Below are 14,782 nucleotides of genomic sequence, written 5' to 3' on the forward strand. Positions count from 1 at the left end.
TGACATGGGTTTATTTTCCGAGTTTCGGACTTTATTTTTAACCTTTACTGGACTGTCGCTGTTAATTTAATCTGCCCTGCTTCAGAAATTAATTCCATTTTTTCGATACTTAAACCCATTTGCGCCAATTGGGTTAAAAAATTTGCCAACACAGCATAATTGGCATGACTCGCCACCAGTAGCATCTTGTCACCACTTTGCTGCGAAGCAACCGATAAACCCTGTTGCTGAGCCACACGCTGAATTTTATCGGCTGCACTGAGTTGTGCATCATTGGCAGGTTTCATGGTGACTGCATGACTTTGCATCACCACCACCAAATCTTTAAGATCATTCACCCGTTTTTGCTGTTTTTCGGCTGCGGCATGCATATACCACAACGCAGAACCCACAGCAGCAACGATCACAAAGATTGTGGTAAATACCACCAAAACACGTTCACGTGTATTTAAACGATCTAGATAATCTTGTATCAGTTCAATACGTTGATCGAACCAAGTTGACATTTTTTCCATGGCTTTCATTATTGTATTTTCACCAATCCTACTGCACCTGACGCGCTCGGCTGAATATTACCCAGCTCGACCTTAAAACCCTGCTGATTCAATTGCTGAGTGAGCGCTTGTAAGGTCGCTGCCGAGTTGGCATTCAATTCCATGTTCAACATATTGGCATCAAAACTCACACGATTGGCCACAATTTGATTTTGCATCAACACAGGGCCAACACGACTGAGCAATTGCAGCGCTTGAGTATCTGCATTTTTACTCATGCGTACCTGACTTTCAAACTGGCTTTGAATATTTTGTTCGGTAATACGACTATTTGCACCAAACCAATATTGATATTGTTCTATGGCTTGAACCGCTGTTTGATCTGCTACTTTTTTAAGTTTGCTCCAACGCAGTGCATCATAGCTAAACTGTACAATTAAAATCCCAAGAAATACTGCTGCACAGGCTTTCCAATAACCTGAAACACCCGTGTCTTGCTTGGATTTTGGCAGCATATTGAATGGATGCTGTTTGGCTTTCACTAATGCAGGTACTACATAATGAAAGCTTTCTAATTGTTCTTGTGTTGCAAATGCTTCAATACTTTGCATTTGTTCTGCACTAAAGTTGGTGATTTTATAGTTTCGTTCTGCAGTTTGATAATCTAGATAAAGTGCCAGATCATCAACTGAATAACCTAAAAATTCACTTTCACGTACCAACAAGCGTCCGCAAATATTTCCAATCACCGTTTGCCCTGGTTCAGGTTGCGGCAAAATTAAAAAATCAGGTAACAATGCACTGATTTTAACTGGCAACAAACTTAATACATGCAAATAGGTTTCAATACTATGCTTGGCAACTCCCAGCACGGTTATTTGCTCAGGTGGCTGAAAATGATGAACCACCTGCATCGCATCAATTGGCAATACGGTATATTCTTCTAATAAATACTTCACGCCATCGGTACCCAATTGTTTATATTGAGCTTTAGGCAAAGTTTGTTGCATGATTTGCACATCACGGCTTGGGAAAAACACCACAGCATCTTTTCCTTGAAAAGCCTGCAATGCCTGAATCAAGGCATCAAGACTATCTGCCTCTGTCCAGTATTCCCCATTTGACCATTGCCAAACCCCATTGGCTTCTGGCATCCATAAATACAGCATTATTATCGTTCTACCGTTGAATTATATTTAACTTTATACATTTATTTTATGCGTTTGGAATAAAACTTTTGATTTGGGTTGAAAGCCCCGCAGCAATTACTGCCTGCTCATAAATCCGTGCTTCTGCCAAATGATAGGGATGGAATGATTCTGAAGTCAAAATCTCTGCCATGTGCGCCACTACATTCATGTGACACACCACTGCAATTGACTCATACGGCAATTGTGACAACCATTCCACAGCAACTTTTGCATCATCTTCAGGTTTAATGGTATTGCAGACCACCACAGGCACATCTTTAAAATATTGCTGCAAATGTGCCAAAGTTTCTTGTGCACGCAGTAAAGGACTGACTACAAACACATCGGGCTGAATGATATTTTTTACATAATCTGCCGTTTCTTGTGCTTGTATATGACCACGCTCAGTCAATGGACGCTGATGATCATTGCCCATAATCGCAGGAGCGGCTTCACCATGACGAACAAGAGTCAGTTGCATAGAATTTCCTTATAGGATGATACACATTAAGTTGTGTCAATTTAACTCAAATTATGCGCTCAGTATAACCTGAGAATATGACAATTCAGTTCACCAAACTGTCATATTCCACGCAAGTTTTTACCTACTGTGGCGCAGTTTTATGGATGTAAAACTAAACTTGATGATGCGGCAAGACAAATTCCACATCACTGCGATGTCCATTTTTCATTAAAGACAGTGCAATATTCATAGGCGGCGCACCTTCAAAAATCACTTCATAAAGCGCACAAGTGATTGGCATATACACATCTAATTCATTCGAGCGCGCCCGCACTTGTACAATGGTATTAATGCCTTCGGCTGTTTGCCCCAATTCTTCTGTGGCTTGTTCCAAAGTTTTACCTTTACCCAGTGCATAACCCACTTGATAGTTACGACTCAATGGACTGCTACATGTTGCAAACAAGTCACCGACACCAGACAACCCTAAGAAGGTCAATGGATTTGCACCAAGCTTAACCGCAAAACGACTCATTTCTGCCAATGCACGGGTTAAAATCATACTCTTGGTATTTTCACCCACGTTATAAGCGGCTGCCATGCCCATCGCCACAGCATAAATATTTTTTAGCGCACCGCCTAATTCCACACCATTCACATCATCGCTGGCAAAAACACGGAATAACGCACTGTGTAAAGCTTGCTGCACCGCATAACGCACCAATTCAGAATGACTGGCAATAACCGTACCTGCAGGCTGCCCCGCCACAATTTCTTTGGCAAGGTTCGGGCCAGACAATACACCATACGGCACTTCTGGCAATTCTTCACGGATAATATCGCTCATAAAACTAAAGGTTTTGGCTTCAATACCCTTGGTTAAAGACACCACTGCTTGTGCGCTAATAAAAGGTTTAATTTGGCGCAACACATCACGGAAAGAATGACTTGGAATAGCCACTAAAATAATGTCACGGTCACGAACTGCAGTTTCCAAATCTGAAACGGCTCTTAAACCCTGCTCCAACTGAAAATCTGGCAAATAACGTCGATTAATATGCGTTTCATTAATTTCTTTGGCAGTCGCTTCATCACGAATCCAAATCATCGTGTCGCAGCCATTACGCACTGCTGTATTGGCCATTGCTGTACCAAAACTGCCACCACCTAGCACTGTAATGCGTAACGCAGTTTTTCGATCTATTGCAACAGGTTCAACCAAATCGGCAAAATTTAACTCTGACATTATTGTTATATCCTAAAAATAAAGACTTATGCGTTCCAATAACGAACATAAGCTTGCGTATTCAACTCAGCGCGTGCAGGAATGGCTTTAGCCGCTGTTCCCACATAAATAATGCCTGAAATTAAATCATCTGCATTTAAGTTTAAAGCTTGTTTCAGCAAGTTCGACTCAACGACTGCCCCACTACGCCACATACTGGCAAAGCCCTGCGCCTGCAAAGACAGTAAAAAGTTCTGTACCGCAGCGCCTGTACTTAAAGTCTGCTCAAAACGTGGCACTTTTGGATGATCCTGAAATTGCGTTAACGCCAACACTAAAAGTGGCGCACGAAATGGATGCTGTTTCACTCGCTCCAACTGAACCGCATCGGTTTCGCCCATGTCTGCCAAGGCTTGAGAAAGTAACTCACCAAATGCTGCACGTTGCTCGGCAGTAATCACCACAAAGCGCGTAGGTTTTAAACGATGATGATCTGGTGCGGTTAAAGCTGCCTGAAAAGCCATTTCTAGCTGCTCAGTATTTGGTGCAGGTTCAACTAACTGCCCCGTAGACTGACGTTGATGAATATTTTGATGAACGATTTCTACCGCTGTATCCGTCATTGACTTATATAACTATTTCAAAAAGCTCGGTTAAGATTAGCATAAACTCAAAAAATTGCGCTATTTCCGTATGCTTATTTGCAAGATTCTGATTAGGGTCTATATGTCTGCACTTTTAAGATGAACCTGCTCAGCACATCTAAACAATGATGCTTTGACGCATTCATCTATAGTTTAAGAGCATGAAAATACATTATGGATTGGGTTTGATGTGTATAAATGAATGACGAATTATCAACACAGCCTATACAGTGTCTACATCTAAAACCATCCAGATTATGTTCAACTAGATCAAATTGTTATTTTCAATCTCTACACATTTGAATTGAAATATCATCAACAAACAATACGCGCTACAGCGTTTTAGCCCCGAGGTAGATATGAAAAAAATAGTCGCCTTTTCTAGCCTTGCCGTTTTTGCACTTTTAACCGCATGTGCCACCACGCCAAATAATTCTCTTGCCATTCAAAAAGAAAACAACCTATATGAAGTCACAGGTTTAGGTAAAAGTAATATTATTGCCAAAAATAATGCAATTACAGCTGCCAATAAAACCTGTGGTACTCGTGCCGCTCCAGTCTTGGTTGATGAAAAAACATCTTATAACGGCGCACTCAAAGGTGTAGTCGATGAGCAAACGGGACAAATGATTCAGGCGGCAGCAACTGTTTTAGGTACAATTGCGGGACGTAATACTGATATTGCCCGTGATGATGATTATCAAACTGTGCTGACCTTTAGATGTCAGGCAAAGTAAATTATTACAGCACGACATAAGAAGCAAATACAAAAAAGTCGCTCCACTGAGAGCGACTTTTAAACTAAGAACAGCAGGATTTAAACTAAAAAATAGCTTAAATGAGTAATTAGCAATAACCATCTAAACGTGTTAATGGCAATTTTTGACCAATGGCTTTTTCAATTTCTGGTAAATAGAACGCATCATCTTCCGACAAGAAGCTAATACTCACACCACGTGTACCTGCACGACCTGTACGACCAATACGGTGCACATAATCATCTGACTGTTCAGGCAAAGTGAAATTCACCACATGCGAAACACCATCGACATGAATACCACGCCCTGCAACGTCTGTTGCAATCATGATGTTATGTTTGCCATTTTTAAACTGATCCAGCATTTTTAAGCGTTTGTCTTGGGCAATTTCACCTGACAACATCACCACTTTATAGCCATCACGCTTTAAATGATCATAAAGCTTACGCACCTGATCACGCCGATTGGCAAAAATCATGACTTTTTCAATCGGCTCATCACGTAAAATTTCTTCAAGCAATTTGTATTTATCGGTTTTGGCAACCATATATACCCGTTGCTCAACATCGGCATTGGTTTTCTTTTCAGGTTCAATTTCGACTGTAACAGGTTCAAATAACCACTGTTGAGCCAAGTTCAACACATCATAACTAAAAGTTGCCGAGAACATTAACGTCTGACGCTGTTCCTTACGCGGTGAATAACGCACAATACGTTTTACCGATGGAATAAAGCCCATATCCAGCAAGCGGTCTGCTTCATCAATCACTAAAAACTCAATCTGATCTAGCCAAACTTCTTTTTGTTCTACAAAATCAATCAAGCGCCCTGGTGTCGCAACAATAATATCGACAAAGTTTTTATTGAGTTGTGACTTTTGCTTATCAAAGTCTACACCACCCAACAAAGTCACCACATTTAAGTCGGTAAATTTGGTTAAGTCTTTTGCATCACTTTCGATTTGCAAAGCCAATTCACGCGTAGGCGCTAAAACCAATGCACGTGGTTCACCACGATAACGCTGCCATTGAATTGGGTTATTCAATAAATCGTTGATCACACTAATTAAAAAGGCAGCAGTTTTTCCTGTACCTGTTTGCGCACGACCAATGGCATCATGTCCAGCCAAAGTAAATTTTAAAACCTTTTGCTGAATTGGCGTCATTTCCTTGAAACCCAAAGCATCAATAGCCTGTTTCAATTGCGGATGTAAATTTAAGGTTTCAAAACCAGATGACATAAATATGTGCTCGAACTTATACAGACAAAAAACTGACCTATTATAAACAGAAATACAAATAAAAAACGCCCCAATCAGGATTGGAGCGTTTTTTTTAGAATAATCGAGTGATTAGTCTAATGGCTGTACTTCTTCAGCTTGGAAGCCTTTTTGGCCTTTTACTACGCTGAATTCAACACGTTGGCCGTCACGAAGTGAACGGTGGCCGTCACCTTGGATCGCACGGAAGTGAACGAATACATCGTCGCCGCCATTGCGTTGGATAAAGCCAAAGCCTTTAGTGTCGTTGAACCATTTAACTACGCCTTGTTCACGAGCTGTCATAAGTTAATCCTCATTGATTAAAAAGAAGGACCACCCGGTGTTGCAAACAGCAGAGCAAACAAAGTTTAAAAATATTTTTATTTCTAAGCTTGTAATCATTCTGTATAACTATTAACAAAATCCCGGTTACATCCATTTGTAATAGGGCGACAAACAACGATTGTCTATCTAAAATCCTAAATACGCATCGAGCTTAACACGGCTTTATGACAATTAATAGATTTTTTTTGATTTATCTTGTTCAGTTTGAAACGAGTTGAACAAATAGAAAATTTTTATTTCTGTTAAGTGACTTAGCACAATTTTGATCTATAAATTTTATTGCAAATATCTCGCAAAATAAGCCAATTCTCTTGCCCTTATGCGCAGTAAGCCGCGCAATGAATAGCCCCGATGCTTCAGATGAAATTTATTTGGGATTTGTGAGCGAATTTGCTAGTATGATCATTCTGTTTTTTAAGGCGAATTTTTACTTCAATGCTGTGTGATGCTGAACAACCTATCATAGTGATTGATGCCATGGGACAACCTTGTCCTATGCCTTTATTGATGCTGAAACGTGCCCTTAAACATTCAGATTCTGCACGGTTTTTATTGAAGTCATCTGATCCGCACAGCCAGCAAGATGTGGCGCGTTATTGTCAGTTACATCAATATAGCTGTGAAGCAAGTCAGATTTCGGCAACAGAGTTTCATTATGTGATTGATGTTGCCAAGCCAAAAGCATCGTAATAAGCGTATCTGTTTGATTGTTCATTTGTTTTAATGACTTAATATTCGCCGCTTATTGCTATAAAGATTTACATATCTACACCAATTTTACTTATTTAAGTAGAATATTGGCATTAAGATAAAGACATCGGTTATTTTACCTACCTAATCCTATAAGGAGATCTCATGAGTGACAGCAGCAATCAGTTGATGCCCCTGTCATTATCTGCACCAGGGGTAAACCTCGGGGCTTATATTAGTACTGTTAACCAAATTCCTATTTTAACGGCTGAACAAGAAAAAGAGTTAGCCGAGCGTTATTATTACGATCAAGATTTAGACGCGGCCAAAATGTTGGTCATGTCGCATTTACGTTTTGTGGTGCATATTGCACGAAGTTATGCGGGCTATGGTTTACCGCAGGGCGATTTAATTCAGGAAGGCAACTTGGGCTTAATGAAAGCCGTGAAACGCTTTGACCCGAATATGGGCGTGCGTTTGGTGTCATTTGCCGTGCACTGGATTAAAGCTGAAATTCACGAATATGTGATTCGTAACTGGCGTATTGTTAAAATTGCCACCACCAAGGCGCAGCGTAAATTGTTCTTTAATTTGCGTAGCCTCAAAAAATCTAGCAAAAAACTGACGCTCGAAGAAGCACAATCTATTGCCAATGACTTAAATGTGACTGCAGAACAAGTCTTGGAAATGGAAGGTCGTTTAACCGCTTATGATGCGGCTTTTGAAGCACAAGGCGATGATGACGATGAAGGTTCAACTTATGTTGCACCTGCATTGTATTTGGAAGATAACCGTTACGACCCTGCACGTTTAGTCGAAAACGAAGACTACGAAGAACAAAGCACTTCTGCCCTACATGAAGCTATGGAGCAGTTGGATGATCGTTCACGTAATATTTTGCAGCGTCGCTGGTTAGATGATGATAAATCGACCCTGCATGAATTGGCAGCAGAATATAATGTTTCGGCAGAACGTATTCGTCAGCTCGAAAAAAATGCCATGGAAAAAATTAAAGTGGCGATGTCATCAAACTAAACTGACATTCTCCAAATTGATGCAGACACATCGAAAAATAAAATTGGGCAAACTGCCCTTTTTTATTGTCTTTAATTGGTACAGCTACATACAGGCAGGCAAATCTCAGATTTTCCCGCCCCTAAAAATGTGCTAAGGTTAAGCGCAAAATTAAATAGGTCAATTTGCGTATGTGGATTGCAATTTCTGCCCTGAATTTAGCTATAGCAGTCATGCTCGGTGCATTTGGTGCACATGGCTTAAAGGCCCGTGCAACTGAAGCGCAATTGCTTTGGTGGCAAACTGCAACAGATTATTTTTTCTATCATGCCCTTGGACTTTTAGCATTGGGCATATTGGCCAAAGTAATTCCACAACTTCCTATTAAAGCCAGTTTTATTCTGATTCAACTGGGTATTTTATTTTTCTGCGGTTCACTGTATATCATGGCATTGGATTTAGCCCGTGGCTTGGGCATGATTACCCCAATTGGTGGAGCACTCATGATTGCAGGCTGGCTAAGCTTAGCTTGGCAAGCCATGAAATATGCCAAATAAAGCTCAATTATATTTTGTAATTTTGAAGATGGATTCTCGGTCATGCAAATTTATCTGAATGGCGAAGCACAACAGACCACTCACACGACCCTGTTACAACTGATTCAGGCATTAGATTTAGAAGGCAAACGTTTTGCTGTGGAGCAAAACGAAAAAATTATTGCCAAAAGCAAACTTGCCGAAACCCCTATTTGCGATCAAGACCGCATTGAAATTATTCATGCCGTTGGTGGCGGCTAAACTCGGAGCACCCATGCAAGATACCTTTAAAATCGGTTCACGTACCTTTAATTCACGTTTATTGGTGGGTACGGGCAAATACAAAGATTTAACCGAAACAGATTTGGCGATTCAAGCCAGTGGCGCAGAAATTGTTACGGTTGCCATTCGTCGTGTAAACATTGGGCAACATCCAGATCAGCCAAACTTACTTTCCGTAATTCCACCAGAAAAATACACCATTTTGCCAAATACAGCAGGCTGTTTTGATGCCAACAGTGCCGTGCGCACCTGCATGTTGGCGCGTGAATTGCTAGATGGTCACAACCTCGTCAAACTAGAAGTTTTGGGCGATGAAAAAACCCTCTACCCAAATATCACCGAAACTTTAAAAGCTGCGCGCACGCTAATTGACGATGGTTTTGAGATCATGGTCTACACTTCCGATGACCCGATTGTGGCGCAAGAATTGGAAAGTATGGGCTGCGTGGCAATTATGCCATTAGGTAGTTTAATTGGTTCAGGCTTAGGTATTCTTAACCCGCATACCATTTCGATTATTAAAGAAAATGCCAAAGTACCTGTATTGGTAGATGCAGGTGTGGGTACTGCCAGTGATGCTGCGATTGCAATGGAATTAGGTTGCGATGGTGTGCTGATGAATACTGCAATTGCAGCAGCACAAAACCCAGTGCTAATGGCATCTGCGATGCGTAAAGCAGTAGAAGCAGGACGTGAAGCTTATTTGGCAGGACGTATGCCACGTAAGCGTATGGCGAATGCCAGCTCACCTGAAACGGGTTATTTCTTTAAATAATCATTAGGGTCTTTTCCAAGTCCGACAACTCAAATAAAAAGACGTTAAGTGTTAACTCAACGTCTTTTTTATTATCTGATTCTGGCAAGTAAAAGCCGATTAAGGAATCAAGCCTTCATCACGCATAGCAATTTGTACCGACTGACGCGCAGCAACTTTATTACGGATTTCAACCACATGGCTATACGGAGTTAAATCATGCTCAATATAGTTTGACCAATTAGTGATAACAAACAAATACGCATCGGCTGGACCAAAGTTATCATCCACCAAATATTCATGGTCTGATGATGCAATCGCTTGATCAATATAAGTCAACAAGCGATCAATTTCTGCATAGGCTTTTTCTTTGGCTTCTGCATCTAAAGGCGCGCCAAAAAATACTGAGTAAGCGTCATGTAATTCAGAGTTTAAATAACCCAACCATTCCAATACTTTAGCACGACCTAAACCAGATGGCGGAATTAAATCCTGTTTAGGGTCTTGCTGCGCTAAAAATGGCAATAGCGCTACGTTTTCCGTCAAAATTAAACCTGGGTTAATTTCTAAAGCAGGTACATAACCTTTAGGGTTAATTTCATAATAATCGGCACCCTTTTCTGTTTTATGGGTTTTTAAATCTACACGCTCAATATCAAAATCGACATTCACTTCATTTAAAATAATATGTGCTGCCAAAGAGCATGCGCCAGGTGAATAATAAAGCTTCATATTTGATCCTTGTTATATAACTATCTCTGTTGTAAATCGCTTGTCACAAACTTGCAAGTGATTGAACCTATAAATTGCAAAAAAGCGAAAATGTCTTAAAAAGCCCTTACGCTTTGACTATCCTGCAAAAGACAGGCTTTTTCAAGTCTGTTTTGCCTGCTTTTTTATCTCTAGATGTTTTAACATACAGCCCTTTAAAGTTTCATGAAATTGAGATTGTGATTAGCCTGAAAAAAGAAGAATGGTTTTCCAATATCCGCACCGATGTTTTGGCAGGTTTAGTGGTGGGTTTGGCATTAATTCCTGAATCAATTGCCTTTTCGGCTATAGCAGGCGTCGATCCGCAAGTCGGCTTATATGCATCGTTCTGTATTGCGGTCACGATTTCTTTTTTTGGTGGGCGTACTGCCATGATTTCTGCCGCGACAGGCGCTATGGCATTACTGATGATTACCCTCGTCAAAGAACATGGTTTGCAATATTTATTGGCTGCAACAGTACTCACAGGGCTGATTCAGGTTGTGGCAGGTTATTTTAAAGTTGCCAAACTGATGCGTTTTGTTTCGCAATCGGTGGTTTATGGCTTTGTAAATGCTTTGGCGATTTTAATTTTTGTGGCGCAACTGCCTGAATTATCGAAAATGGATGGCTTAGGCTATTTATTTGTAGGATTAGGTTTAGCGGTAGTCTATCTGTTTCCATACATTCCTAAAATTGGTAAAAGCATTCCCTCGCCTTTGGTCTGCATTATTGTGCTGAGTGTGGTTGCTTTATTACTTGGTGCAGATATGCGTACCGTAAGCGATTTGGGACAATTTCCCGACACGCTGCCTATTTTTCTAGTGCCTGACATTCCACTGAATTTTGAAACTTTATTTATTATTTTTCCTTATGCCATGACCTTAGCCACAGTCGGTTTACTCGAAACCATGATGACCACTACGATTGTCAATGAAGCCACAGGCACAGAAGCAGATCGGCATCAGGAATGTCGTGGTCAGGGTTATGCCAATATTGTGAGTGGCTTTATGGGCGGTATGGCAGGCTGTGCCATGATTGGGCAATCTATTATCAACGTCAGTTCTGGGGCGCGTACACGGCTATCTACACTTACAGCAGGCGTATTTTTGCTGTGCTTGGTGGTTTTTCTCAAAGATTGGTTGGCATATATTCCTATAGCAGCCTTGGTTGCGATTATGATTATGGTGTCATTCACGACTTTTAACTGGGATTCCATCCGTAATTTTAAAAAGCATCCGAAACAAAGCAATATAGTCATGTTAGCTGTGGTGATTGTGGTGTTAGCTACCCATAACCTTGCTTTGGGTGTTTTTGTTGGCGTACTGCTTTCTGCTTTATTTTTGGTGAATAAACTGGAAAGTGAAGTTAAAGTCAGTTCGTTTTTATTGGGCGAACATACCCGCCAATATGTGATTTCAGGGCAAATTTTCTTTAGCAGTTCAGAAAAGTTTTATCAGTTTTTTGATTTTTCAGAAGATATTAGCAATGTCACCATCGACTTAACGCATGCGCATATTTGGGATATTACCTCTGTAAATATGCTGAATAGCGTGGTGAACAAATTTAAAGCCCAACAAATTAAAGTGCATATTATTGGATTGAATGAGGCCAGTCATACCTTAATTGATCAATACAGTACCCATTCGTAATTATTGTATTAAAATACCGTTGATGATGTTAAATGCTGAATCTTAATGATTCGGCATTTTTTATGCTCAAAAGATGCAGATGTATCGCAATCTTGCACGGCGCTGCGAAAAACAGCGAAAAAATTTGACTTCAATGGCTCAGGACTTAAAATACCGCATTCGAATTTATTAGATTTGCCAAAATTATGTCGAACGATCAATTAGACCAGCACGTTGTCGAGCTGGACAACCTCAACGAGCATCGTGAAATTGTAACGTTCATGCGCCGTTCTTCACCATTGAATACGTCACAACGTAGCGCCTTGGAACAATACGGCGACTTAATTTTGGAATATCCTGTTGGCGATTTACGTCAACATTTTGAACACCCTGAACACCCGCTTACAGTAGAAATTGGTTTTGGGATGGGGCGTTCTTTGGTACTTATGGCGCAGGCCAATCCTGAACGTAACTTTGTCGGGATTGAAGTCCATATTCCAGGGATTGCACAGTGCGTTTATGAAGCAGGTACAGCAGGTTTAAGCAACTTACGTGTCTTAGATGCCGATGCAATTCAAGTGCTACGTGAAATGCCAGACAATAGCATTGATACGGTGCAGTTATATTTCCCAGACCCATGGCAGAAAAAACGTCACTTCAAACGCCGTTTTGTTGCTCATGAACGCATGGAATTGGTAGAGCAAAAATTAGTGTTAGGTGGTACGTTCCATGCAGCAACCGACTGGGAACCGTATGCAGAATGGATGCTGGATGTATTGGACAACCGTCCACGTTTAGAAAACTTGGCGGGTAAAGGCAATAGCTACCCTCGCCCTGAATGGCGTCCACAAACCAAGTTTGAACGCCGCGGAATTGAAGCAGGTCATAAGATTAATGATTTTATCTTCAAGAAAATTAACTAATTTCTGCTAGAAAAAATGCTTCCACAAGGAAGCATTTTTTATTTGAACTCGTGTTATCGTATCAAATGACTAAGATTGATGCCGCGTTAAAATCTGTTGGCTCATTAGCGCATAAACTTCGGCAAGTGCATGTTGCTGCCCTGCTACCAATAAGTCCTGATGCATTTTTAAAATATTGTGATCACCCCGCATAGCAGGCCCTGTTTGCATTTGACGCGGATCATTCTGGGTCGCTTTATGCGCAGTTTCCAAAATAAGAGGATACAGCAGACTGAAATCTACTTGCTGAGCATCGACCACTTGCTTGGCCATGTCATAACAATAATTACTAAAATTACAGGCAAATACCGCAGCCAAATGCAAACTCAAACGCTGTGCTGAAGTATAGGCATAAACCCTTTTGCTTAGGCTATTTGCCAAAGTCATTAAAAGCTGCTGATCTTCAGCAAATGCAGCTTCTATAAATAAAGGCGTTTCTGACCAATCAATTTCACGCTCTAAACTAAAGGTTTGCAAGGGATAAAATACCCCTGAACGTACATGATGCTGTTGCAATACATCTAATTTAGTACTGCCTGAGGTATGCACAATCAACACATGATTTAAATCACGATGAACTTCCTGAATCACCTGTCCAATGCCCTGATCACTCACTGCAATAATCACTAAATCTAGATCTGAATGAAGTTTTTCTACTTCAGCAATCGCTTCTGCGCCAACCTGCGCAGCCAAATGCTGCGCCTTGTCCAGACTACGGCTATAAATTTGCACAATTTGATGCTGTGCGTTTAAAACATGAGCCAAATGATGTGCAACGCGCCCTGCACCAATCAAACTAATTCGCATAATATTTTCAGATAAAATAAGATGAAATAATCTGCACACAGCATGCCAATAAAAAAAGGACGAAGCAATTCGTCCTGATGTTTTTTGTTTGATATTGAATAGATTTAGAATTGACGCAAAGTTAAAATCTGCTCACTACGTCCAAATGGCCCTTGAGTATCATGCAAAACTGCACTCGTTAAGCCAATACCATCTTCACCATATTGTTGTGTTACTTCCAAGCCTAGCCATTCGCCTTGCGGTAAACGGTGTAAATGCATTTGCAAATCTAAATTTGGAAAACCCCAACCCGCATTCGGGTCTAAACGTGGCACTACGCCATTGGCGGTATCCACCATCCCCAATAAACGCACAAAACTAGATGTGCTTTGATTTTCAACCATATCCAATTGGTTTCTTAACCAAACGATGCCCTTACCTGCACGACGATCTAAATGCGCACGGGTTTCAATGCTTTGAATATAGCCGCCCGGCCAACAACGCATGCCATCCCAATCGGGCAAATATTCAGGGTTTTCTATCGGTAAATCTTCCAATCCTGCAATTGCGCGTGTATCTGAGGTTTTCATTTTCCATGCACGCGCCACAATACAGGTTTTTCCTTCAGCACACATTTCCGCTTCAATCAGCTCAATGGTTTTACCCGGTCGAATCATACGGGTGGTGATACTAAATTCACCAAAGGCAATTAAGCCAAAAATATCTAAACCGACCCGACCAATTCGCATATCATCACGCGGCATAAATTGCTCAAGTTCTGCACACAAAATACCCGTTGCAGGTGCCATGTGTTGTTCATGCGGATTCCACGCGCCTTGTGCATGAATGTTGCAACGATAGTGCGCAGTACAGCCACCATCGGCATGTTGTTCACGTTTGAGTAAAGTGTAATATGCTGACATTTTGTCTCTTTCCCTGATCTAACTTTTCTTGTGCGGATACTTTTACTACAAAGATTACTGACTAAATAATGTTA

18 protein-coding genes are annotated in these 14,782 nt (G+C 40.9%); 8 read left to right on the forward strand and 10 right to left on the reverse strand.

Features of this window, described 5'->3' with window-relative positions; genetic code table 11:
* Positions 1–44 precede the first annotated feature (44 nt).
* The 5 genes from gspM to FTV52_RS02730 all read right to left on the reverse strand — a co-directional run bounded on the left by gspM (position 45) and on the right by FTV52_RS02730 (position 3,995).
* Positions 45–524 (reverse strand): type II secretion system protein GspM, encoded by a 480-nt coding sequence (gene gspM / locus FTV52_RS02710; RefSeq protein ID WP_096902527.1) that lies wholly within the window; start codon positions 522–524, stop codon positions 45–47.
* Entirely contained in the window at positions 524–1,663 is a 1,140-nt protein-coding gene (gene gspL, locus FTV52_RS02715; protein ID WP_179989334.1) for a type II secretion system protein GspL, read from the reverse strand. Before gspL ends, gspM begins: the two co-directional genes overlap by 1 nt.
* Before the next feature lie 46 nt (positions 1,664–1,709).
* Positions 1,710–2,165, reverse strand: coding sequence for a histidine phosphatase family protein (locus tag FTV52_RS02720; RefSeq protein WP_179989753.1), 456 nt, complete (start codon positions 2,163–2,165; stop codon positions 1,710–1,712).
* 154 nt (positions 2,166–2,319) lie between these two features.
* Positions 2,320–3,393: an NAD(P)H-dependent glycerol-3-phosphate dehydrogenase gene (locus tag FTV52_RS02725; protein WP_004971486.1), complete on the reverse strand. Its 1,074-nt coding sequence runs from the start codon at positions 3,391–3,393 to the stop codon at positions 2,320–2,322.
* 26 nt (positions 3,394–3,419) lie between these two features.
* Positions 3,420–3,995: a nitroreductase gene (locus FTV52_RS02730; RefSeq protein ID WP_131261340.1), complete on the reverse strand. Its 576-nt coding sequence runs from the start codon at positions 3,993–3,995 to the stop codon at positions 3,420–3,422.
* A 380-nt stretch (positions 3,996–4,375) separates the two neighbouring features.
* On the opposite strand from FTV52_RS02730, the gene FTV52_RS02735 reads away from it, so the two are divergent.
* Positions 4,376–4,753 (forward strand): hypothetical protein, encoded by a 378-nt coding sequence (locus tag FTV52_RS02735; RefSeq protein WP_004971490.1) that lies wholly within the window; start codon positions 4,376–4,378, stop codon positions 4,751–4,753.
* 109 nt (positions 4,754–4,862) lie between these two features.
* On the opposite strand, the gene rhlB is transcribed toward FTV52_RS02735, so the two are convergent.
* Both rhlB and FTV52_RS02745 read right to left on the reverse strand, forming a co-directional pair.
* On the reverse strand, positions 4,863–6,014 hold the full coding sequence (gene rhlB / locus FTV52_RS02740) for an ATP-dependent RNA helicase RhlB (protein WP_179989755.1): 1,152 nt from the start codon (positions 6,012–6,014) through the stop codon (positions 4,863–4,865).
* 111 nt (positions 6,015–6,125) lie between these two features.
* A complete protein-coding gene (locus tag FTV52_RS02745) occupies positions 6,126–6,338 on the reverse strand; it encodes a cold-shock protein (protein WP_004648643.1) in 213 nt (70 codons plus the stop codon).
* Positions 6,339–6,815: 477 nt separating this feature from the next.
* Here FTV52_RS02745 and FTV52_RS02750 point away from each other — a divergent pair, with 477 nt between their 5' ends.
* The 5 genes from FTV52_RS02750 to FTV52_RS02770 all read left to right on the forward strand — a co-directional run bounded on the left by FTV52_RS02750 (position 6,816) and on the right by FTV52_RS02770 (position 9,677).
* Positions 6,816–7,070, forward strand: a complete 255-nt coding sequence (locus FTV52_RS02750) for a sulfurtransferase TusA family protein (RefSeq protein WP_154320852.1) — start codon at positions 6,816–6,818, stop codon at positions 7,068–7,070.
* 165 nt (positions 7,071–7,235) lie between these two features.
* Complete coding sequence (rpoH, locus tag FTV52_RS02755; RefSeq protein WP_004971496.1) at positions 7,236–8,105, forward strand: RNA polymerase sigma factor RpoH; 870 nt, start codon at positions 7,236–7,238, stop codon at positions 8,103–8,105.
* Between the two features lie 170 nt (positions 8,106–8,275).
* Positions 8,276–8,641 carry a DUF423 domain-containing protein gene (locus FTV52_RS02760; protein WP_131261341.1) on the forward strand — a complete coding sequence of 122 codons (366 nt, stop codon included), beginning with the start codon at positions 8,276–8,278 and terminating at the stop codon, positions 8,639–8,641.
* A gap of 42 nt (positions 8,642–8,683) precedes the next feature.
* Entirely contained in the window at positions 8,684–8,881 is a 198-nt protein-coding gene (gene thiS, locus FTV52_RS02765) for a sulfur carrier protein ThiS (RefSeq protein WP_004971499.1), read from the forward strand.
* Positions 8,882–8,894: 13 nt separating this feature from the next.
* Positions 8,895–9,677 carry a thiazole synthase gene (locus tag FTV52_RS02770; RefSeq protein WP_004971502.1) on the forward strand — a complete coding sequence of 261 codons (783 nt, stop codon included), beginning with the start codon at positions 8,895–8,897 and terminating at the stop codon, positions 9,675–9,677.
* A gap of 99 nt (positions 9,678–9,776) precedes the next feature.
* Here the strand turns inward: FTV52_RS02770 and FTV52_RS02775 are convergent, their stop codons facing one another.
* The gene (locus FTV52_RS02775) at positions 9,777–10,388 is read right to left on the reverse strand and encodes a glutathione binding-like protein (RefSeq protein ID WP_131261343.1); all 612 of its coding nucleotides are present in this window, start codon (positions 10,386–10,388) and stop codon (positions 9,777–9,779) included.
* A gap of 218 nt (positions 10,389–10,606) precedes the next feature.
* Here FTV52_RS02775 and FTV52_RS02780 point away from each other — a divergent pair, with 218 nt between their 5' ends.
* Complete coding sequence (locus FTV52_RS02780; RefSeq protein WP_179989757.1) at positions 10,607–12,058, forward strand: SulP family inorganic anion transporter; 1,452 nt, start codon at positions 10,607–10,609, stop codon at positions 12,056–12,058.
* A gap of 185 nt (positions 12,059–12,243) precedes the next feature.
* The gene (gene trmB, locus FTV52_RS02785) at positions 12,244–12,960 is read left to right on the forward strand and encodes a tRNA (guanosine(46)-N7)-methyltransferase TrmB (protein WP_179989759.1); all 717 of its coding nucleotides are present in this window, start codon (positions 12,244–12,246) and stop codon (positions 12,958–12,960) included.
* 69 nt (positions 12,961–13,029) lie between these two features.
* On the opposite strand, the gene FTV52_RS02790 is transcribed toward trmB, so the two are convergent.
* Positions 13,030–13,806: a Rossmann-like and DUF2520 domain-containing protein gene (locus FTV52_RS02790; protein WP_179989761.1), complete on the reverse strand. Its 777-nt coding sequence runs from the start codon at positions 13,804–13,806 to the stop codon at positions 13,030–13,032.
* Between the two features lie 104 nt (positions 13,807–13,910).
* Entirely contained in the window at positions 13,911–14,708 is a 798-nt protein-coding gene (locus tag FTV52_RS02795) for a thioesterase family protein (RefSeq protein WP_104851802.1), read from the reverse strand.
* Between the last annotated feature and the right edge of the window lie 74 nt (positions 14,709–14,782).

The organism is Acinetobacter sp. YH1901141 (assembly GCF_013416935.1).
GTDB lineage: Bacteria > Pseudomonadota > Gammaproteobacteria > Pseudomonadales > Moraxellaceae > Acinetobacter > Acinetobacter towneri.